This is a genomic window from Agrobacterium vitis (assembly GCF_013426735.1).
Taxonomy (GTDB): Bacteria; Pseudomonadota; Alphaproteobacteria; order Rhizobiales; family Rhizobiaceae; genus Allorhizobium; species Allorhizobium vitis_D.
The window spans coordinates 1,815,882-1,835,672 of record NZ_AP023272.1 but is presented as its reverse complement, the minus strand read 5'-3'; the positions used below and the strand labels follow the sequence as shown (position 1 = coordinate 1,835,672).

The 19,791-nt window shown below is 58.6% G+C and carries 17 protein-coding genes and 1 other RNA gene; 6 read left to right on the top strand and 12 right to left on the bottom strand.

Features of this window, described 5'->3' with window-relative positions; all coding sequences use genetic code 11:
• Positions 1-28 precede the first annotated feature (28 nt).
• From H1Y61_RS08405 to H1Y61_RS08355, 11 genes are all read right to left on the bottom strand, one after another.
• Entirely contained in the window at positions 29-1,462 is a 1,434-nt protein-coding gene (locus tag H1Y61_RS08405) for a UDP-N-acetylmuramoylalanyl-D-glutamyl-2,6-diaminopimelate--D-alanyl-D-alanine ligase (protein WP_180574330.1), read from the bottom strand.
• Positions 1,459-2,919, bottom strand: a complete 1,461-nt coding sequence (locus H1Y61_RS08400) for a UDP-N-acetylmuramoyl-L-alanyl-D-glutamate--2,6-diaminopimelate ligase (RefSeq protein WP_180574329.1) — start codon at positions 2,917-2,919, stop codon at positions 1,459-1,461. The genes H1Y61_RS08405 and H1Y61_RS08400 overlap by 4 nt, the downstream gene beginning before the upstream one ends.
• A 64-nt stretch (positions 2,920-2,983) precedes the next feature.
• Entirely contained in the window at positions 2,984-4,729 is a 1,746-nt protein-coding gene (locus H1Y61_RS08395; RefSeq protein WP_180574328.1) for a peptidoglycan D,D-transpeptidase FtsI family protein, read from the bottom strand.
• Entirely contained in the window at positions 4,729-5,148 is a 420-nt protein-coding gene (ftsL, locus tag H1Y61_RS08390) for a cell division protein FtsL (RefSeq protein WP_015916512.1), read from the bottom strand. The genes H1Y61_RS08395 and ftsL overlap by 1 nt, the downstream gene beginning before the upstream one ends.
• Positions 5,149-5,151: 3 nt before the next feature.
• Positions 5,152-6,177: a 16S rRNA (cytosine(1402)-N(4))-methyltransferase RsmH gene (gene rsmH / locus H1Y61_RS08385; RefSeq protein WP_180574327.1), complete on the bottom strand. Its 1,026-nt coding sequence runs from the start codon at positions 6,175-6,177 to the stop codon at positions 5,152-5,154.
• A gap of 116 nt (positions 6,178-6,293) precedes the next feature.
• Positions 6,294-6,734: a division/cell wall cluster transcriptional repressor MraZ gene (gene mraZ, locus H1Y61_RS08380; protein ID WP_180574326.1), complete on the bottom strand. Its 441-nt coding sequence runs from the start codon at positions 6,732-6,734 to the stop codon at positions 6,294-6,296.
• Positions 6,735-7,164: 430 nt separating this feature from the next.
• Positions 7,165-7,564, bottom strand: an RNA gene (rnpB, locus tag H1Y61_RS08375) — RNase P RNA component class A.
• 50 nt (positions 7,565-7,614) lie between these two features.
• Positions 7,615-8,808: an NAD(P)/FAD-dependent oxidoreductase gene (locus tag H1Y61_RS08370; RefSeq protein ID WP_180574325.1), complete on the bottom strand. Its 1,194-nt coding sequence runs from the start codon at positions 8,806-8,808 to the stop codon at positions 7,615-7,617.
• 161 nt (positions 8,809-8,969) lie between these two features.
• Entirely contained in the window at positions 8,970-9,563 is a 594-nt protein-coding gene (locus tag H1Y61_RS08365) for a lytic transglycosylase domain-containing protein (RefSeq protein ID WP_180574324.1), read from the bottom strand.
• Between the two features lie 295 nt (positions 9,564-9,858).
• Complete coding sequence (locus H1Y61_RS08360; RefSeq protein ID WP_180574323.1) at positions 9,859-10,617, bottom strand: N-acetylmuramoyl-L-alanine amidase; 759 nt, start codon at positions 10,615-10,617, stop codon at positions 9,859-9,861.
• Positions 10,614-11,351, bottom strand: a complete 738-nt coding sequence (locus H1Y61_RS08355; protein ID WP_015916518.1) for a J domain-containing protein — start codon at positions 11,349-11,351, stop codon at positions 10,614-10,616. Before H1Y61_RS08355 ends, H1Y61_RS08360 begins: the two co-directional genes overlap by 4 nt.
• Positions 11,352-11,671: 320 nt before the next feature.
• Here H1Y61_RS08355 and H1Y61_RS08350 point away from each other — a divergent pair, with 320 nt between their 5' ends.
• The 3 genes from H1Y61_RS08350 to H1Y61_RS08340 all read left to right on the top strand — a co-directional run bounded on the left by H1Y61_RS08350 (position 11,672) and on the right by H1Y61_RS08340 (position 15,071).
• Entirely contained in the window at positions 11,672-12,886 is a 1,215-nt protein-coding gene (locus H1Y61_RS08350) for a pyrophosphate--fructose-6-phosphate 1-phosphotransferase (RefSeq protein ID WP_015916519.1), read from the top strand.
• Positions 12,887-13,125: 239 nt separating this feature from the next.
• A complete protein-coding gene (locus tag H1Y61_RS08345) occupies positions 13,126-13,761 on the top strand; it encodes a LysE family translocator (protein WP_174111289.1) in 636 nt (211 codons plus the stop codon).
• Positions 13,762-13,979: 218 nt separating this feature from the next.
• Complete coding sequence (locus H1Y61_RS08340) at positions 13,980-15,071, top strand: lytic transglycosylase domain-containing protein (protein ID WP_235680862.1); 1,092 nt, start codon at positions 13,980-13,982, stop codon at positions 15,069-15,071.
• Between the two features lie 52 nt (positions 15,072-15,123).
• Here H1Y61_RS08340 and H1Y61_RS08335 read toward each other — a convergent pair whose 3' ends face one another.
• The gene (locus H1Y61_RS08335) at positions 15,124-16,497 is read right to left on the bottom strand and encodes a serine hydrolase domain-containing protein (RefSeq protein ID WP_180574322.1); all 1,374 of its coding nucleotides are present in this window, start codon (positions 16,495-16,497) and stop codon (positions 15,124-15,126) included.
• A 292-nt stretch (positions 16,498-16,789) separates the two neighbouring features.
• On the opposite strand from H1Y61_RS08335, the gene H1Y61_RS08330 reads away from it, so the two are divergent.
• The 3 genes from H1Y61_RS08330 (at position 16,790) to H1Y61_RS08320 (ending at position 19,740) form a co-directional block, all read left to right on the top strand.
• Positions 16,790-18,037 (top strand): BtaA family protein, encoded by a 1,248-nt coding sequence (locus tag H1Y61_RS08330; protein WP_087728699.1) that lies wholly within the window; start codon positions 16,790-16,792, stop codon positions 18,035-18,037.
• Positions 18,034-18,720 (top strand): class I SAM-dependent methyltransferase, encoded by a 687-nt coding sequence (locus H1Y61_RS08325; protein ID WP_180574321.1) that lies wholly within the window; start codon positions 18,034-18,036, stop codon positions 18,718-18,720. Before H1Y61_RS08330 ends, H1Y61_RS08325 begins: the two co-directional genes overlap by 4 nt.
• A gap of 216 nt (positions 18,721-18,936) precedes the next feature.
• Positions 18,937-19,740 (top strand): glycoside hydrolase family 25 protein, encoded by an 804-nt coding sequence (locus H1Y61_RS08320; RefSeq protein WP_015916525.1) that lies wholly within the window; start codon positions 18,937-18,939, stop codon positions 19,738-19,740.
• Positions 19,741-19,791 lie beyond the last annotated feature (51 nt).

Below are 19,791 nucleotides of genomic sequence, written 5' to 3'. Positions count from 1 at the left end.
CAGCCCGCGACGCGGGTCTGGCATTAGCCTATTCTGGGCGGCGGGTGTCGTCCAATGGGGGATAGTTGTCAAGCAAAGCCGCGACAATCTTGCCAAAACCGATGCCCAGCGACGACTTGACCATCACCACATCGCCACCGTGAACCGACGCAACCGCAAAAGCGGCCAGATCTTCAGCGGTATTGAAAGACGCAACCGAAACGGTCTCCGGCAATTGCGCCCGCAGTGCCGCCATGGCCGGTCCTGCCAACCAGACATGCTCTATCCCGGCGGCCAGCAGCGGCCCAGCCAGATCGGCGTGCAATTCCTCGGAAAACTCGCCCATTTCCAGCATGTCACCGAGCACAGCGATGCGTCGGCCCTCGCCGCGCGGCTGGGCTGCGGCCAGCACCGCAATGGCGGCGCGCATGGAAGCCGGATTGGCGTTATAGCTTTCATCAATCAGGGTGAAGAGACCGGAAGCACAGCGCAGCCGATGGCGCTCACCCCGGCCCTTGACCGGTGACAGTCTGCTCAATGCATCGACCGCACCATCCAGATCGGCACCCAGAAGCCGGGCCGCACCCAGCGCCGCCATGGCGTTTTCTGCGATATGGCGGCCCGGCGCGGCAATCACCACTTCACGGGTCTCACCGTCGATGATCGCCCAGGCGGTCGAGCTTTCGGCAGCACCATCAAATTCCGCCAGCCGGAACTCCGCCTTGGCATGCTGGCCAAAGGAATGGATATGGGTAATGCCCGCTTCCTGCGCCTTGTGTTCCAGATATTCGAAATAGGGATTGTCGTGGTTCAAAAGCACGCCGCCATTGGCCGCGACACCGGAAAAGATTTCCGCCTTGGCATCGGCGATCTCATCGACACTGGTGAAATTGCCGAGATGGGCAGGCGCAATGGTGGTGATGATTGCCAGATGCGGGCGCACCATCTGCACCAGCGGGGTGATTTCGCCGGAATGATTCATGCCGATCTCGAACACACCGAATTGCGCAGTGGCGGGCATCCGCGCCAGCGTCAGCGGCACGCCCCAGTGGTTGTTGAAGGAGGCGACAGCCGCATGCACTTCGCCAGACGGCGCCAGCACCTGACGCAGCATTTCCTTGGTCGTCGTCTTGCCGACAGAGCCGGTCACGGCAACGATCCTGGCGCGCGAGCGGGCGCGGGCGGCAATGGCCAGCCTTCCCAACGCCTGTAGCACATCGTCAACAACGATCATCGGTACGGTCAACCGGCCAAGCGCGGGCAGTTTGGCCTCATTGACCACCATCAGCGCCGCACCATTGGCAACCGCAATGCTGGCATAATCATGCCCGTCTACCCGGTCGCCCTTGATGGCGAAGAAGGCTTCTCCGGGCTGGATGCTGCGGCTATCAATGGAAATGCCGGTAATGCCCGGTGGCATAGTGCCAACCGGGCGTCCGGTCATGGCCGCAACCAGATCTTCGATGGTCCAGAGCAAGGTCAAGGGTGAAACTCCTCCATGGCTTTGCGGATTTCGGCGTGATCGGAAAACGGCAGCGTCTGCGCGCCTACAATCTGGCCCTCTTCATGGCCTTTGCCTGCAACAATCAGCGTATCGCCAGTCGCCAGCATTGCCACACCGGCGCGAATTGCCTGGGCGCGATCACCGATCTCGATGCCTTTCGGGGTCGCCGCCATTACCTCACCGCGAATGGTGGCGGCCACTTCCGAGCGTGGATTATCATCGGTGACGATAACGATATCGGCCAGCCGGTTGGCAATTTCGCCCATGATCGGCCGCTTGCCCTTGTCGCGGTCGCCGCCGCAGCCAAACACCACAATAATTCTGCCGCTGGTAAAAGGCCTGACCGCCGTCAGCACCTTTTCCAGGGCATCCGGCTTGTGGGCATAATCGACATAGGCGAGCGCGCCGCTTTTCGCCTGCCCTACCAGCTCCAGTCGGCCCGAAGCGCCTTGCAGCTTTTCCAGTGCTTTCAGGGCGACCGAAGCCTCGACGCCGGTCGAAATGGCAAGACCGGCGGACACCAGCGCATTGGCAATCTGGAAATCCCCTGCCAGCGGCAGATCGACTTCGTAAATCGCACCGTGATGATGGATTTCAGCAATCTGCTTGTGGCGGAAATGCTCGACCCGTTTCAGGCTGAGGAAATCCCCGGCCCGGCCAACGGTGCGGACATCATGACCCGCCTGCCTTGCCACCCGGATTGCTTCCGCCGACCATTCATCATCGGCAAAGATAACCGCCGGAGACCCTTTGGGCAGCAGGGTGTCGAACAGCCGCATCTTGGCGGCCATGTAATCGGCAACGGTCGGGTGATAATCCATGTGGTCGCGGCCAAGATTGGTAAAGGCGGCAGCGGCAAGACGCACGCCGTCCAACCGGCTCTGGTCGAGACCATGGCTGGAGGCTTCCATGGCGGCGTGGGTCACGCCCTCTTGCGCAAGATCTGCCAGCAATTGGTGCAGGGCGACCGGATCGGGCGTGGTCAGCGAACCGTAATCGCTGCGGGTTGGGGAAATCACCCCGGTCGTGCCGATCTGCGCACTGGCAAGCCCGGCATAAGCCCAGATCTGGCGGGTGAAGGAGGCAACCGATGTTTTCCCAGCCGTGCCGGTCACCGCCACCGTGGTTTCCGGCTGGCCGGAATAGAAGCGGGCAGCAAGCCGCGCCAGCGCATGACGGGGCTGGTCGGTGACCAGAGCCGGAACGGCAATATCCAGATGAGAACCGGAGAGCACGGCAGCAGCGCCCCGCACTACCGCATCGGCAACGAAACCCGCACCATCAGCCTTAACGCCCTGCAAAGCCACGAACAGCATGCCGGGTTCAACCTTGCGGCTGTCGGCGGTTATTCCGGTGATCTCAACGTCGCCGACCGGCCCATCCAATGGTCCGGTCAGATCCCCAAAATCGCCGCTGGCGAGATCTCGCAATTTCATCGTCTACCTGTCCCCTGCCGCGCAGCAGGAGCAGAGCCCTGCGGCAACGGCGAATCAATCGTCCTCAATATGAGACGAGCATATCATTGCCCACCTGTCCGTAATTGGGTTCTACACCGAGAATTGGGGCGCTTCTGCGAATAATGTCGCGCACGATCGGCGTCGCGGTATAGGCCGCAAGCGTTCCACCGCCTTCACCTGTCAGCGGTTCGTCAATAAAACTCAAGACCACATAGCGAGGCTTGCTCATCGGAAATGCAGCTACAAACGCATTGAAGTTGAGGCGATGGTCATACCGACCATTGACCACCTTGTCAGCCGTACCGGTCTTGCCACCCACATCAAGGCCCGGCACGCGTGCGTTACGACCCGAGCCGAAGACCCCATTATATTCAAAAAGATACCGCATATCCGCGCTGGTCTGCGACTTAATGACAACTTCAGCCACTTCATTGGCCTGTTCTGCGGTGCGCGGCAAGAAGGTAGGCTCCATCAACCTGCCACCGTTGACCAAGGCCGCACCCGCAACCGCCGTCTGAAGCGGTGTCGTAGCAACCCCATGACCAAAGGCAATGGTAATCTGATTGATTGTCTTCCACTCCCTTGGCTGGGAAGGCATTTTCACTTCCGGCAATTCGGTCTTCATCTTGGTCAACAGACCCAGCCGGGTCAAAAATGCCTTGTGGTCAGGAATGCTGACCATCTGAGCAATCTTTGCCGTTCCAATATTCGACGAATATTTGAAGATATCCGCTACGGTAAGGAAGCGTGCCTGACCGTGAAGGTCGTGAATGGTAAAGCCACCGATCCGCAGAGGATAGCGCGCGTCGAAACTATCGCCGATCTTTACTCTACCCGAATCGAGCCCCATGGCCAACGTGAAGGACTTGAAGGTCGAGCCCATTTCGAACGTGCCGTTCGACATCCGGTTCAACCAGCCTTCCTTGGCACCTTCCTCGGGCTTGTTGGGGTCGAAATCGGGATATGACGCCATGCCCAGCACTTCGCCGGTCTCGACATCCAGCACCACGGCACCAGCCGATTTGGCCTTGAAATTCACCTTGGCAGCCGCCACCACGTCATGCACGATGTTCTGCACACGCAGATCGATAGACAGTTTGACCGGCTCCAGCGGCGCATTGCTGGTCATGCCGAGATCGGCCAGATCTGCCAGGCCCTGATTGTCGATATATTTTTCCATCCCGGCCATGCCGCGATTGTCGATATTGACGAAGCCGACAATATGGGCCGCGGTGGAACCGCCCGGATAGAACCGGCGAATTTCCGGCCGGAAACCGATGCCGGGAATGCCCAACGCCAGGATCTGGCTCTGCTGCTTGGGTGTCAGCTGGCGACGAAGCCACTGGAAATGTGACTTCGACGACAGTTTCTTATAGGTGTCGCGGCTATCGAGATCAGCCAGCACCGTTTGCAGCTTTTCAACGGCTTCATCCACATCGACAATCTTGTGCGGCTCGGCAAACAGCGACACGGTCCTGATATCGGTGGCCAGAACCTGGCCATTGCGATCGAGAATATCGGGACGCGCCGCCATCAACCGATCCGGTGGCATGATGCTGGAGGTGCTTTCCGGATGGGCATAGCCGTATTGCACCAGCCGACCGCCAATCACGCCATAGACCAGCGTGAAACCGAGGATCAACAGGCCGACGCGGCGCTTGGCCATATCGGCCTTGCGCTTGCCAGCGCCTTCGAACGCGCGGCCCTTGCCGCGCACGGCGCCACGGCGCACATCAGTGGAGAAATGGGCCCGGCTTTTCAGGAGCATCATACGGGAAAGAAAAGTCATCAGCGTTTCACCGATCCGGTTATGACCTTATCCATCGGCACTGGGACCGGCTTACCATTCACAATCTTAATACCATCGGCGATCTTGGGACCGCCTGTCTTTGCCGCCGGGGCCTGTACCACAGGCACCTGGGATTTCAACATCGGCAATTCATTGGCCCGCGCCAACTGGTTGGGATCGGTTTGCTGGAGCTTCAACTCCTGACCGAAAGTATTGGCCAGTTTTTCGAGGCGGTTCGGCTGGGTCAACAAGGCCCAGTCGGCCTGGAGAAGCTCGATCGTATCCTTCTCCAGCTTGATCTCGGCTTCGATGCGCTTCAGATCCTGCACTTTCTCATCGGTATTGTGCTTGATCTGGTAAGTCACGGCTGCCGCTGCCGCCATGGCGCCGATCATCACGATGTCAAAGGTTCGCAGCATGGCTCAGGCCCCCAATCGCTCGATTTCCGCGAGATCCGGCAAATCGAAAATGGAAAAATCGGCCTTCATGGCTGGATGCGCGGTACGGATGCCCGCGCGTAGTTTTGCAGAACGGGCACGAGGATTGATCTCGGCCTCCTCTTCGGTGGCTGTCACCATTCCCTTACCGACCGGCTCGAAGGTTGCCGGGCGTTCGAACGCCATGGGCATATGCCGCGAACCGGCGGCCTTGCCGGAACGGTCTGAGAAGAATTTCTTAACGATACGGTCTTCAAGCGAATGAAAGGTGACGACAACCAGCCGTCCGCCCGGCTTCAAGGCCCGCTCGGCGGCAAACAGCGCCTCGGCCAATTCGCCAAGCTCGTCATTGACGAAAACCCGCAGGGCCTGAAACACCCGCGTCGCCGGATGGATCTTGTCCTTCGCCTTGCGTGGGGTGACGATCTCAATCATGCCCGCCAGATCGCGCGTGGTCTGGAAAGGATGATTGACCCGGCGCTTTTCGATAGCGCGGGCAATGCGGCCGGATTGCTTTTCCTCGCCCAGAAAGCCGAAAATCCTGATGAGGTCGCCAACCTTGGCTCGGTTGACGACATCGGCGGCAGACACACCCGTGCCGGACATCCGCATATCAAGCGGCCCGTTGCGCTGGAAGGAAAACCCACGCTCGGCCTCATCGATCTGCATGGAGGAGACGCCGATATCGAGAACGATGCCATCCAGCCCGCCTTCGGGGGCAAAATTATCCAGCGTGGAAAACCGGGCATGATGAAGCGTGAGATGACCGGCGCGAGCGGCAACCATAGCTTGCCCGCCAGCAATCGCATTCGGATCACGGTCAAGCGCGATGACATCGGCGCCAGCATCGAGAATGGCTGAGGTATAACCGCCCGCCCCAAACGTGCCATCCAGGATAACCTTACCGGCAGAGGGCTCCAGGGCTTCTATGACAGGCTCGAGAAGAACCGGAATGTGACGGACCGGTCCGCCTTCGGCTTCAGCATACCCTCCGCCAAGATCCGTCACCATTCCGCTTCTCCGCCTTAGACTATCTCCCTTTTTCTTTGAAAAATGGGGATAGTCCACATCATTGCATTTGCGCATTTCCGGACGGAAAACCGGTTTCCACTTTTCCTGGAAATGCCCTAACTGGAACCCGCCCTCTTCAGACCGAGTCCCTTTCTTGCCGCCGCCTGCGCCTCGTGAAACGCCTGCGGCTGCCACAGTTGAAAATGATCCGAGCGACCGACAAAGGTCACTTCGGACGCAATCCCCGTAAAGTCGCGGATAAAATCCGTGACCATCAGACGTCCCTCGCTGTCGAGACGCATGAAAACGCCGCCTCCGTGTACGAGAAGCGACATTTCGTTGGCAACCGGCGAAAACGGATCCTCGCCGATAATCTGCCGTTCGTAGCGCTCCAGCAGATCCGGACCACCGATACTGATCGCCGGAAAGGTGAAATCCTGGAAGCAATAAAGCTCCTGAATATTCCGCTCCACCAGAACAGCGCGGAACGCCGCCGGAACGGAAACCCGCCCCTTCGCATCGATCCGGTTCGTCGCATTGGACAAGAAGCGGTTCATTACGCGCTACCGCCGCCCTTTTCCCATCTACGCGGCCCACACATCCGCATTTCCATTGATACACCCGAGCAGGCATGCCCTTTGCCGCAAGGTCGAAACAGGAAATATAGCCCTTCTGGACCTGCTTCGCAGTTTCGCATGTCGGGGCCGTTATTCGCCCCTCGGCAGTGCACTTATGGGATAACATGGGACACCATGGGCGTCAATGGGATTAGGGTTGGCAAACCAGTCTACTTCATCGGAAATTTATAACCCGTTAAGATTAATGAATGGTTATTATGGCTTGATGGAAGCAATCCACCCATATCCGCAAGTACGCTTTCTAATAATATGAAAATAAACGAAAATTAGCAAAAGGGGGCAAAAAGGGACGCAAAAGCGCCTGTGCTTTTTCAATCGGAAGCAGGGCCTTTGCACGGCCGAGATAGGAAATACCAGTCGGCCTGTAAGCCGGGTTCTGTATGGCCCCGGTTTCCCGGAACGTGGCAGCCATTCATCTGGGACGATACTTGCGCACCGCCTCTCGCAACCCACCCGGATGACTGGCCCGAAAACCGGCTGTAGCGCAACTTGCGTTGCACCCGCGTCATCCCTATTCGGTCTTGCTCCCGGTGGGGTTTACCATGCCGTCCCTGTCACCAGCGACGCGGTGGGCTCTTACCCCACCCTTTCACCCTTACCCCGATAAACGGGGCGGTCTGCTTTCTGTGGCACTTTCCCTGAGGTCGCCCTCGCCGGACGTTATCCGGCACCGTGTTTCCGTGGAGCCCGGACTTTCCTCACCCTACCGCCTTTCGGCATTGGTAAAGCGCGGCTGCCCGGCCGACTGGTTCGGCGTGATTAACGGAGACATCTGGAGAAAGCCACCGAAATCATCCACTCAAACGAAAACAGGCGTGAAATCTGCATCATACTCCTCATGGACAATCGTGCCGCGCAGGATCAACTCGGCTCCCAGCCGGCCAATTTCGTCCGAGCTTTTCGCCGCCGCCCCGCAGCCGCCGGTCAGCACCGCGATGCGTGGGCTGTCGCTAAACCCGATGGCCGGATAGCCACTGCCCGTAAAGGAGGTCACGCAGGGCGCCATCGACATCGGCGCATCCGCAATCCCTGGCACCAGCGATCTGCAAATGCGCGCCAGATGATCGCGTGCGCTTTCCCGTCCGCCACCCCTGAACCAGGCGCGGATTTCGGGTTCCGTCTTCAGCCTGACATCATCGGGATCGCCGCCGATCTTGAGATAGGTTTTACCATCAGGGTAGCGCACGGGTGGCAGCAGATAGATATGATCGCGTGGATTGGAAGGCTCGTGAATGAGCGACGGCATGCCTTGATAGGTGGGCAGATCCTGATCGGCGATTTCGAAAAAGGTAACAGTTCGAGCATAAACCGACAGATCAATCCGGCGCGGCAACAGCGTGTCGGCAATGGAAAATCCGCCCGTGGCAACCAGCAGTTTTTCGGCTTTCAACACCTTACCGCCTGCGGTCGTGACCACCGCATGGCCGCCCTCGTCGCGAATGCCGATGACCACATCGTTGATCAGAGTTGCCCCCGCCCGAGCAGCCAGCTCCGACTGGGCCTCCACCAAACGGCGCGGATTGACGTAGCCGGCGTGATGCGACTCATAAATCCCAACGGAAACAGGCTCGAAACGGAAATAACTGAAACGCTCGGCAAGACCGACATGGTCGAAGGACTGCGTTGAAACGCCAAGCCCTTCGGCAGCGCGCGCCGCCTTGGCGACATAGTCGGAATGTCCGTCCGGGCTCGTTCCGACGATCAGGCAACCGGCTTCGTGGTAAAACCGGATGCCGCTCTGCTGTTCGATTTCACTGTAGCGGGCAATCGACTCATGCGCGAGCTTGGCCCAGACAGGATCGCTATCGATGGTGCGGGTGATTCGCGCTTCGTCGTAATGGCTGGCAAAGACGCCTTCGTGGCTTTGTTTGTCAGCGGGCTCATCCGGCCCGACCAGTGCCACGCCATCTGATTGCAACGCCAGATGCCGGGCCGCCGCCGCACCCATCATACCGCGTCCGATAATGAGATATTTAAAGACCTGACCCGTCATGCCGCTCGTCCAGAATGATTTCCCAACTGGATAGCATTATCGATCAGACTTGCCACATAGTTTGATTGATCTGACGCAAGAACCGGCAGAAACGACGGTTCTTGCGTGATCACCTCGTCGCCTCACCCCACAAGATTAGCGGAAGGGGCGCTGTCAGGTTTTCAGCTGTTTTCCAGTGCAGCTTCCACCTGACCGCAATATTGCTTGGAAACCGGGTTCATGCGTGTCGCGCCGTGGCCGGCGTTATAGCGCAGGATGGCGCCGCAGGTATCGCCGCCGCCGAGCTGGTGGGCCATGGCGAGATATTTCATCCCGTATTTGAGATTGGTGGAAGGATCGTAAAGCCCGGCAACGGTGCCGGTATAGCCCATGGCGCGGGCGGTGGCGGGCTTGATCTGCATCAGGCCGACTTCGCCATGCGTGCCGCGCGCTTTCGTGTTGAAACCGCTTTCGATTTTCACCACGGCGCTGGCCAGTTCCACCGGCACGCCATATTGCTTGGCATAGGAGGAGATCAGGGCATGATAGGGCGCCTTGCCAGAAGCCCCCTGCATATCGGCCTTCCGATCATCAGTCCCGGTTTTATTCGAGAGCCTGGTTTTTTCCAGGGGCTTGGCGAGGTCGGCTTGCTGTTTATTGGCACGCAACATGTCCATCAGGGTCAAGCCCTTGCCGGCATCAGCCGCCTCGGCTTGGGAAACAGCAGACATAGAAACGGCGATGCATGCCGCGGCAGCGAAAAGCGAGGTTTTCATGAAAAAGGTCAGTCTCCAGACAAAGGGGCGGACACGGATGTCAGCAAAGCGCACTATTTACCCGTTCACTGTCCAGCAAAGGACAGCGATGTTCATCGCCCTCATCGTTGATATTTGCGAAAGACTTCCATTTCGGAAATCACATTCGCTGTTCATCTCAACCGCTGCCGAGGAATACCATGGCTGCGACGGCTGCTGTTAGACAGACTCAATAAGGAAATCCTATGGCATGGTAAAAAGAGGTGATTTTCGACCCTGCCGAAAGCCGTCTACGGACGACAACAGCCCGCAATCCTCAGCTGAACCGCGGCAGCGCCGCCAGCAGACGGTGCAGGGTGTCGATGGTCGAATAATCAGCCACGCCATCGACCTTGGAGGGGCGGAAATGCAGTTGAAAACTTCTGACGACACCCTCGGTCACTGCATCGAAATCCCCATTGATTTCAACAGGGTATCCATAGAGAGACAACATGGATTGCAATGCCTCGACCGGCTGGCCGTTATCCCCTCTTTGGAAGAACCGCCCCCCGGTGATCGCGGTTGGTTCCACCCAATGCCCTACGCCCAGGGCGTGCAGCCGGTTCCAGGGGAAATGTTCGCCCGGATCGACCTTGCGAACCGGGGCAATATCGGAATGGGCCAGCACCCGCTCCGGGGGTATGGACCAGCGACTTGCACAATCCAGACACAATTGCGCGACGGCATCCACCTGTTTTTCGGGATAATCCGGCAGAGACGGATGTCCGGCATTGGCAATCTCGATGCCAATCGAGCGGGAATTGATATCGGTCGCGCCCGCCCAGAAACTCTTACCGGCATGCCAGGCCCGGCGGCTTTCCGGCACCATCTGCACGACATCACCGTTTTCACGCACCAGATAATGGCTGGAAACCTGGCTTTCGACAGTGCAGAGCCAGGAGAGTGCTGCCTCTTCGCTGGGCATGCCGGTATAATGCAGAATGATGGTGTCAGGGGCCGCGCATTCGATGCGCTCACCGTGGTTGGGGGATGGCACCACCACGGCGTCTGGATAATCGGCAGTAAAAAGGGTCATGCGGCCCGGCGTTCCTTTTCAATCGCGGCATAGGCGGCGTTGAAACTTGCCATCCGTTGATGGGCGGCGGCATGCATTTCCACCGGCAGGCCACGCGCATGCAGCCGGTCAGGGTGATGCTCGGAGGCCAGCGCCCGGTAGCGTTTGCGAATCGTGCCAAAATCGTCACTGCGCGACACGCCGAGAATGCCGTAGGGGTCCTGGTCGGGGGCGAGATGACGGGCAGAAATCTGTTCGAAGCGATCCTCGCCGATCTCGAAAATTTCGGCGATGCGGGAGAGAAAAGCCAGTTCCTTCTCGTGGATCAGCCCGTCCGCCGTGGCGATGTGAAACAGGGCGTCAACAATCTCTTCGAGCACCGGGCACCCTCTGGTGCGCGAGCCGCAGAGATTGGCGAGCTTTTCGGCATAGGCTTCGTAACCGGCGATATCCTGCTTGGCGAGATTATAAAGGCGCGCGACGTTGCGGGCTTCTTCCGGCGGGAAATCGAAAATGCTGCGAAACGCATTGACCTCGGCTTGCGACACAACGCCATCCGCCTTGGCCATCTTGGCCGAAAGCGCGATGATCGCCACCGAAAAAGACACGCGCCTGCGCGTTTCCGGATCGCCCTCAAAGACGGTGCGGATCGCTTCGACAATCGACGACAAGGCATTGCCAGCCGCGTCGCTGACCGCGCCGAGCAGCCGCTCCCAGAGGGACGATAATTGTTGGCAGGCAAAATCGAAAATCATTTTGACAGATTGACCAAATTATCACTTGAAATGCAAGGGAAGCACCCCATTGTTTCGGGTTAAACTTTGTTCACTTTCCAGGTTTTACCGCAGTGCGGAATCAGCGGATGCTTCATGTCTTCTCCGGCATACCAGCTTTTCCACATGCCTCGCGCTCACCGCTTTCCATTTGAAACGATTATATTTCCGCCGCTGATGACATTTCCACGAAACTGCGGATTTTGTTCAATTTTTCGCTTTACAGCATCCGGCCTCTGTCGCATCCATTGGCACCATTTCGTAAACGTCTGCGGCACTTTGTCCGCAAGAAGGAGGATTTGATGGCCAAGACCAAAGTCGCGTTGCTGACCGCCGGGGGCCTTGCGCCCTGTCTTTCATCGGCAGTGGGCGGGTTGATCGAGCGCTATAGCGACATCGCGCCCGATGCCGAGATCGTCGCCTATAAGTCCGGCTATCGCGGCCTGTTGATGGACTACAAGATCGAGATCAACCAGCATATGCGTGAACAGGCCCATGTCCTGCATCGCTATGGCGGCTCGCCCATCGGCAATAGCCGCGTCAAGCTCACCAATGTCGCTGATTGCGTCAAGCGCGGGCTGGTGAAGGAAGGCCAGAACCCGTTGCAGGTGGCCGCCGAGCGCCTGGCCGCCGATGGCATCACCATTTTGCACACGATCGGTGGCGACGACACCAATACGACGGCGGCTGATCTCGCCGCCTATCTCGGCGCCAATGGCTATGACCTGACCGTCGTCGGCCTGCCTAAAACCGTGGACAATGATGTCGTGCCGATCCGCCAGTCGCTCGGCGCCTGGACGGCGGCAGAGGTCGGTGCCCGCTTCTTCGACCACGTCTCCAACGAACAGAGTGCAGCGCCACGCACGCTTGTCATTCACGAAGTCATGGGCCGTCATTGCGGCTGGCTGACAGCGGCGACCGCCCGCGCCTATATCCAGCGCATCCAGCATAATGAATATGTCGAGGGCTTCATGATGAATGAAGAACTGAAGACCATCGACGGTCTTTATCTGCCCGAGACCCATTTCGATATGGAAGCCGAGGCCGAGCGGCTGAAGGAGTTGATGGACCGCACCGGTTTCGTCACGCTGTTCGTCTCGGAAGGCGCCTGCATGGACGAAATCATCGCCGACCGGGAAAAGGCAGGCGAAGAGATCAAGCGCGATGCTTTCGGCCATGTCAAGCTCGATACGATCAATGTCGGCGGCTGGTTCCAGAAGCATTTCGCCAAATTGCTCGATGCCGAACGCTCGATGGTGCAGAAGTCAGGCTATTACGCCCGTTCGGCCCCGGCCAATTACGAGGACTTGCGGCTGATCCAGAGCATGGTGGATCTGGCCGTTGAAAGCGGATTGAACGGCGTTTCCGGCGTCACCGGTCATGACGAGGACCAGGGCGGCAAATTGCGCGCCATCGAATTCCCCCGCATCAAGGGCGGCAAGGCATTCGACCTCTCAACACCATGGTTCAAAGATGTGATGGACCATCTGGGCCAGAAATTCCGTCCGGCACATTGACCTTGACGGCGAATGGTGGCTTCTGTTTGCAGGCGATGCTGACGGCGTAATTGCCCGAAGCATGCCTGCATGACTGTTCGGACCCGCTTAGGGTTTTGAAACGGAAATGACAGACTATTTATTGTGACAGCGCCGCTTCCAAGGGCATGCGGCGCTGCTATGTTTATATCGGGAGTGCCCGGGCCGGGATGAGGTTGATGATATCCCGCCACAGGCTGACCGAACACGGAGGCAGGCCCATGACATTTCAGGATTGGCTGTTGTTTTCAGCAGCAAGTGCTGCCTTCCTCGTTGTGCCTGGACGCAATACCAAGCGGATCATCGCCTGCCGGCAAGCGGGCGGCGGTCGGGCTGCGACACTCTGCGTGCTCGGCAGCATGACAGGCTATGGCATTGCCGCCTGCCTAGTATTCGGCATGGCCCAGGCGCTCAGCAATATCAACGCCACGGCACTCTCTGCCCTGCGCTGGCCGGGCATGGCCGTGTTGATGGTTCTGGCACTCAGGCTCTGGCGGGCACCTTTGCATATTGGCCCGGTGGCCGATAACGACAATCTGGCCGATCGGCGCGCCATGGTCATTGTGTCGCAGGCCGTGATCGGTTCGGCTCTGGATGCGCGCACACTGGTCTTTCTGTTGGCGATCACCACGCAGATCACATCGGGCTTTTCGCCGTTCAGCGGCGATTTTCTGACCATGGAACTGGCTTTCATGGCACTCGCGGCCTTAGCCTGTGGGCTTCAGGCAATTTATGCACATGCTTTCGACCGGATGATTCGCCGCCGTTCGGCACGCCGTATGGTGCAGCCAAAGGGCAAATCCATGCTGATTTCCGCCCGTTCCGTCAGCGCCGGTTATCGCCGGATTGCTGCCTGAACAGGATTGTTTGACAGGTTATCCCCCCTTTTAGACCAAGGCATAGAAGATGCTCGCGCATCCTCGCCTTGAGAGCATTGCAAAGGGAATACCAACGGTCATTTTCAATGATCGTTAGCATTAGACTTCAAGGGGGCTGTCAAATTTGTGAATCCGATGTTAATAGTTCGTGCGTTGCCTATGGGCAGCGCTCGTTTCAATAGCCGACGGACATCTGCATGACAGCGAAAACGGACCGCACGATTGCCATCAGCATCACTGCTGTCATCGTCGCAGCCCTTTCCAGTTGCACCAATGTCAATGACAATTCCAAAGCCGATATAGCGCCAAAACCCGCATCGGCTCATCAAGCCGTTGCGGCCGCAGCGCAGCCGGGTACCAGTACCGCAGCATCGGCAAATGGCAGCGTCGTAACAGGCGCCTCGACAACGGTAGCTGCCGCAAATGGCACGATGACGACAGTTGTTCCTGGCACGCAGGCTATGGCGCCATCATCCCAATCTGCTGTCACCGCGCTTGCCAATACCGCTTCGGGAAATAATGCGCTGGCCGCCATAAATGGCGCCTCGGGCACGGGCCAGACGGTTAACCTGGCGACAGGCCAAGGCCCCTATCCGATCCAGAAGCCCGGTTTGACTGAAGTCGCCTCGCTCGGACCAACGGTCAGCACCGTGCCTTCTTCCGCCAATGCACCAGCCCGGATTTCTGACAACGAACCGATCGGCCTTGAAAACGAGGCGTTGCAGCCGGATGTCATGGCCATGCATTCCGCCGTTCCCACGCCGCGCCCGGGCTCTGTTGCCTCATCATCCGTCGCCTATGCTTCACCGGCAAAGCCGGTCGTCAAATCCTTCGCGCTGCTTGATGCACAATTCGACACCAGCGCCCCCGGCCCCGTGCCAAGTGCCACGCCGGAAGCCTCCAAAAGCACCGCGTCTGGCACAAGCGAAACGGCAAGCCGCGGCCCGACGGTCATCAATGGGCTCGTCAACAAATATGCCGCCCTATACGGAATGCCATCCGCGCTGATCCACCGGGTCATTCACCGCGAAAGCCGTTATAATCCGTCGGCCTATAGCCGCGGCAATTATGGGCTGATGCAGATCCGCTATAATACGGCCCGTTCGCTCGGCTATGAAGGTCCGGCAGAGGGTCTTTTCGACCCGGAAACCAACCTGAAATACGCGATCAAATATCTGCGCGGCGCGTGGATGGTGGCTGAAAACAACAATGACAACGCCGTTCGCCTCTATGCCCGTGGCTATTATTTTGATGCCAAGCGCAAAGGCCTGCTGGACGAAGTGCAGTAAACCACTTCGTCCATCCCGACACGGACCATTGTTCCCTGCGGTCGCTGTTTCTTTAAGGCATTGCGTCTAGAACCGCCTTCAACAATTTCTGTGGCCTGTAATTATCCCAGGCAGGCGTCAACCCCATCCGCAGCACAATCAGCTTGCGTGACGGGACAATCGCAATTGTTTGTCCGTCATGGCCCTGAAACCAGAGGGTTTCTTCGTTAATGCCGAAGGTGGAATCCGGTTCCCGGCCCGGCCCGCTCCGCCAGATTTGCCCCTGTCCATAGGTGCCGCCTGATGCCTTTGTCGGGGTCCCCATGGTCTTTACATAGCCTTCCGGCAACAGCCGCCGCCCCTGCCACACCCCATCCTGCAACAGGCATTGGGCAAGCTTGGCCCAATCGCGGGCATTGGCATAGAGATAGGACCCACCTGCCAAAGTGCCCGTTTCGTCGGCCTCCAGCACTGCACTGGTCATGCCGAGCGGCTTGAACAAGGATGTTTGGGGATAAGACAGTGCCTGTTCCGGCGGCAAACTGTTCATCAGGAGGCGCGCCAGCAGTACGCTGGTGCCGGTCGAATAGTGAAACAGCGTACCGGGTGTCGCGTCCAGCGGCTGAGAGGCGACGAATGCCGCCTGATCCGGCTCCAGAAACAGCATGCGCGTTGCATCACTGACATCGCCATAATCCTCATTGAACCGCAGGCCGCTTTCCATGCCCATCAATTGGCGCAGGGTGATTGCCGCACGCCCGTCGGTCCATTGCGGCAACAGATGGTCCTTGTCGAGATCAAGCCCGCCCTCCCCCATCCGCTGGCCGATCAGCATGGCCATGACCGTCTTGGTCATCGACCAGCCGATCAGCGGCGTATCGGGCCCAAATCCCGGACCATAGGCCTCACCAAGCAACTCCCCATCCCGAATCACCAATGTGGCCCGCATCGATGGCCCGGTCAGGGCTGGATCAGCAAGAATGCCCGCCAGCACCGGGTCGGTGTGCGGTGCGCCCGTTCCTTCCGGCCAGGGGGCTGGGTTCGGGTTCGGGGCTGACGAAGCCGCAAGCGGCTGCGGCAGATGCACCTTGCGAGCCGCATCGATTTTTCCATCGGGAACGTTGGCGCAGCCCAGACCCGGCCGGGCAATGGCTGTGCTGGGGGCAAAAGCCCCAAACATATAGGCCGTGACCATGCCTGCATCCCGATCCACATCCAGCCGCAGGAAACGCAACAGCGGATGGCCTGGCGCCTGTACATCCTCAGACAAAACATCCATCGGATCACGCTTGGCGATAAACACGTTGGAGCAGACAATTTTGGCGGCGTAGCCTGTCCCGACTCGCAGTAATTCCGGCGGAGCCAGCCAAAGCCACGTGGCAGCCCCGACGATAACCACCAGGACAGCAAGCAGCAGTCCTTGGACAAACCTGATCAGCAAACGCATACGATTTCCTCCCGCGCCGGATGGTGTCGCGGATCGGGAACTGGGAACCGATGTCCGGAAAATCCGATGCTTAAACAATAACCTGGAGCGGAAAAGTGATTCTGTTTCACAACCCGCCACACGAGGTCTGCATGCAAGCATGATTACAGCGGGCATGAAAGGGTATGACGGTTGAAAAACCATGGGATTTTCCCTGGGCGCACAGCCCAGCCACTGGTCAACAGCCCCCGTCATCAAACTGTAGTGGACAGCCACTATTCCGATAAAAACTTCAGAACGGGGCACCCTTCACATGACAGAACTTGTTCCAGATGCCGGATTCCGCAAAAACCAGAAGCTGAAATCGGCGCTGCTTCAACACAATGCGCTGTCACGTAAGGGCCTGTCGGAGCGGTTGTTCGGCCTGCTGTTTTCCGGCCTGGTCTATCCGCAGATCTGGGAAGACCCGGATGTCGATATGCAGGCCATGCAGCTTGCCGCTGGCCACCGCGTCGTCACCATCGGCTCTGGCGGCTGCAACATGCTGGCCTATCTGTCACGGGAACCTGACAGCATCGATGTCGTCGATCTCAATCCGCATCACATCGCCCTCAACAAGCTGAAACTGGCCGCCTTCCGGCATCTGCCCGACCACACCGCCGTGGTGCGACTGTTGGGCACCGACAATGCCCGCAGCAATGCCTCCATGGTCGAGCAATATGTGGCACCGCATCTGGACGCCACCACGCGGCGCTACTGGAGCCGCCGCACGTTGACCGGACGCCGCCGCATCCGGGTGTTTAACGGAAATTTCTACCGCACCGGCCTGCTGGGCCGCTTCATCACCGCCACACATCTTCTGGCCCGCCTGCACGGCGTCAAGCTGGAAGAAATCACCCAATGCCGGACCCCGCGCGAACAGCGGCAGTTTTTCGAGACCCGCATCGCGCCGCTGTTTGAAAAGCCTGTTATCCGCTGGCTGACCAATCGCAAAAGCTCACTGTTCGGCCTCGGCATTCCGCCGCAGCAATATGACGAACTGGCCAGCGTTTCGGAAACCGGCACAATCGCCCCGGTGCTGAAAGGCCGGCTGGAAAAACTCGCCTGTCACTTCTCGCTGCGGGATAATTATTTTGCCTGGCAGGCTTTCGCCCGCCGCTATCCGAAGTCTCATGAGGGCGCATTGCCGGATTATCTGCGGGCCGATTATTACCGCACGATCCGCACCAGCGTTGACCGCGTCAATGTCCACCATGCCAGCTATACCGAATTGCTGTCCACCAAGCCCGCAGGCAGCGTAGACCGCTTCATCCTGCTCGATGCCCAGGACTGGATGACCGACGAGCAATTGAACGATCTTTGGACCGAAATTACCCGCACGGCCTCCAAGGATGCGCGGGTGATCTTCCGGACCGCTGCCGAAAAAAGCGTGATCGAAGGTCGGATTTCCCCGGCGCTCGCAGAGCAATGGTCCTATCTGAAAGACCTGTCCGTCCATTTCAACGCGCTCGACCGCTCAGCGATTTACGGTGGCTTCCATATCTATGAGAAGACGGCATGAGCGATGCCCGTATCGGTCAGGACCACTCCAGCCCGAACGTGGACCGGCAGCATGCCAGCAAGATGGATCAGGTCTATCGCAGCCAGCGTCACATCTATGACCTGACCCGCAAATATTACCTGCTCGGGCGTGACACCGCCATTGTCGGGCTGGATTTGCCAAAGGATGGCAGCCTTTTGGAAGTGGCCTGCGGCACGGGCCGCAACCTGATCTGCACGGAACGGCTCTATCCGATGTCGCATCTTTACGGCCTGGACATTTCCAGCGAAATGCTGGTGCAGGCAAGGCGTAATTTTCGCGGTCGCCCGCGCCAGCCCGATCTGCGCATCGCCGACGCTTCGGCATTCACCGCCGCCGATTTTACCATGACCGGTTTCGACCGCGTGCTGATTTCCTATGCCCTGTCGATGATCCCCGACTGGCAAAAGGCGATTGCCTGTTCGCTTGCCGCCTTAAACCCCGGCGGCTCGCTGCATATCGTCGATTTTGGCCAGCAGGAACATCTGCCAGGTTGGTTCAGAACAGGCCTGCATGCCTGGCTCGCCCGATTTCACGTCACGCCACGCGCCAACCTGCGCGAAGAACTGGCCGCCCAGGCCGAGGCCGCAGGCGCAGTGCTGAGCTTTTCACCGCTCTATCGTGGCTATGCGTGGCATGCCATTATCCGCCGCCCAGCGGCCTGAGAGTTCGCCACTCTTTCCGGCCCAATAGGCCGGTATTTTCGATCTATCGATATGAGCGGTTGAAAATAACCACATTTTAACGATGATGAAGCAAAGTCAGGCTGGAGGTTTCCAGTCCGGCTTCATCGGATCGGTGATCTCCTGATTTTCCGCGTCTTTTGATCTTGCCATGGGCATGCGCTGCCTTGGCATAACAGTTGAATGAATGGGTTTTCGATGCGGTCGCTGGTCCTGGCACTTATTCCGATTTGTTTGGCAATGGCGTCCTGCACTTCGACGAGCTACGATTTCATGGAAACCGGCTCGATCCAGCCAAAATTCCAGGACAAGGACCCGCAGGACTTCGGCATCAATTCCCCGCATCGTCATCAGGTCCACGGCATCGACGTGTCGAAATGGAACGGTAATATCAACTGGATGCAGGTCCGCCAGTCCGGCGTCTCCTTCGCCTTCATCAAGGCCACAGAAGGCAAGGATGTGATCGATCCGAAATTTGCGGATTACTGGCAGCAGGCCAATGCCGCTGGCCTGCCACATGCGCCCTATCATTTCTATTATTTCTGCTCCAGCGCCGACGAGCAGGCCGACTGGTTCATCGCCAATGTGCCGAAAGCCTCGATGGACATGCCACCGGTTCTCGATGTCGAGTGGAACCACACGTCCAAGACCTGCACCAAGCGCCCGCCCGCCGATGTGGTGCGCAGCGAAATGAAGCGCTTCATGGACCGGCTCGAAGCCTATTACGGCAAGCGCCCCATCATTTACACATCCGTCGATTTCCATAAGGACAATTTGCAAGGCGCGTTCCAGGATCATTATTTCTGGGTCCGCGCCGTCGCCAAGCACCCCTCGGAAATCTATCCGGACCGCCGCTGGGCCTTCTGGCAATATACCTCGACCGGCGTCATCCCCGGCATCAAGGGCGATACCGACATAAACGTCTTTGCGGGTACCCAGCAGAACTGGCGCAAATGGGTGCAGGCCGTCTCATTGCCGACCCAGCAGACCGCAGCAAACTGACCATTCCAGACCGGAGTTTTGCGTCATGCCGGGCAAAACCCGGCTCCTCTC

Coding starts and splice junctions, on each gene's coding strand:
- rsmH (WP_180574327.1), bottom strand. CDS start 6,177: ATGGTGACGGATCTTGGCGGAGGGTATGCTGAAGCCGAAGGCGGACCG.
- H1Y61_RS08360 (WP_180574323.1), bottom strand. CDS start 10,617: ATGACCCTTTTTACTGCCGATTATCCAGACGCCGTGGTGGTGCCATCC.
- H1Y61_RS08340 (WP_235680862.1), top strand. CDS start 13,980: ATGACAGCGAAAACGGACCGCACGATTGCCATCAGCATCACTGCTGTC.
- H1Y61_RS08365 (WP_180574324.1), bottom strand. CDS start 9,563: ATGAAAACCTCGCTTTTCGCTGCCGCGGCATGCATCGCCGTTTCTATG.
- H1Y61_RS08325 (WP_180574321.1), top strand. CDS start 18,034: ATGAGCGATGCCCGTATCGGTCAGGACCACTCCAGCCCGAACGTGGAC.
- H1Y61_RS08345 (WP_174111289.1), top strand. CDS start 13,126: ATGACATTTCAGGATTGGCTGTTGTTTTCAGCAGCAAGTGCTGCCTTC.
- H1Y61_RS08330 (WP_087728699.1), top strand. CDS start 16,790: ATGACAGAACTTGTTCCAGATGCCGGATTCCGCAAAAACCAGAAGCTG.
- mraZ (WP_180574326.1), bottom strand. CDS start 6,734: ATGAACCGCTTCTTGTCCAATGCGACGAACCGGATCGATGCGAAGGGG.
- H1Y61_RS08370 (WP_180574325.1), bottom strand. CDS start 8,808: ATGACGGGTCAGGTCTTTAAATATCTCATTATCGGACGCGGTATGATG.
- H1Y61_RS08355 (WP_015916518.1), bottom strand. CDS start 11,351: ATGATTTTCGATTTTGCCTGCCAACAATTATCGTCCCTCTGGGAGCGG.
- H1Y61_RS08400 (WP_180574329.1), bottom strand. CDS start 2,919: ATGAAATTGCGAGATCTCGCCAGCGGCGATTTTGGGGATCTGACCGGA.
- H1Y61_RS08395 (WP_180574328.1), bottom strand. CDS start 4,729: ATGACTTTTCTTTCCCGTATGATGCTCCTGAAAAGCCGGGCCCATTTC.
- H1Y61_RS08350 (WP_015916519.1), top strand. CDS start 11,672: ATGGCCAAGACCAAAGTCGCGTTGCTGACCGCCGGGGGCCTTGCGCCC.
- H1Y61_RS08335 (WP_180574322.1), bottom strand. CDS start 16,497: ATGCGTTTGCTGATCAGGTTTGTCCAAGGACTGCTGCTTGCTGTCCTG.
- ftsL (WP_015916512.1), bottom strand. CDS start 5,148: ATGCTGCGAACCTTTGACATCGTGATGATCGGCGCCATGGCGGCAGCG.
- H1Y61_RS08320 (WP_015916525.1), top strand. CDS start 18,937: ATGCGGTCGCTGGTCCTGGCACTTATTCCGATTTGTTTGGCAATGGCG.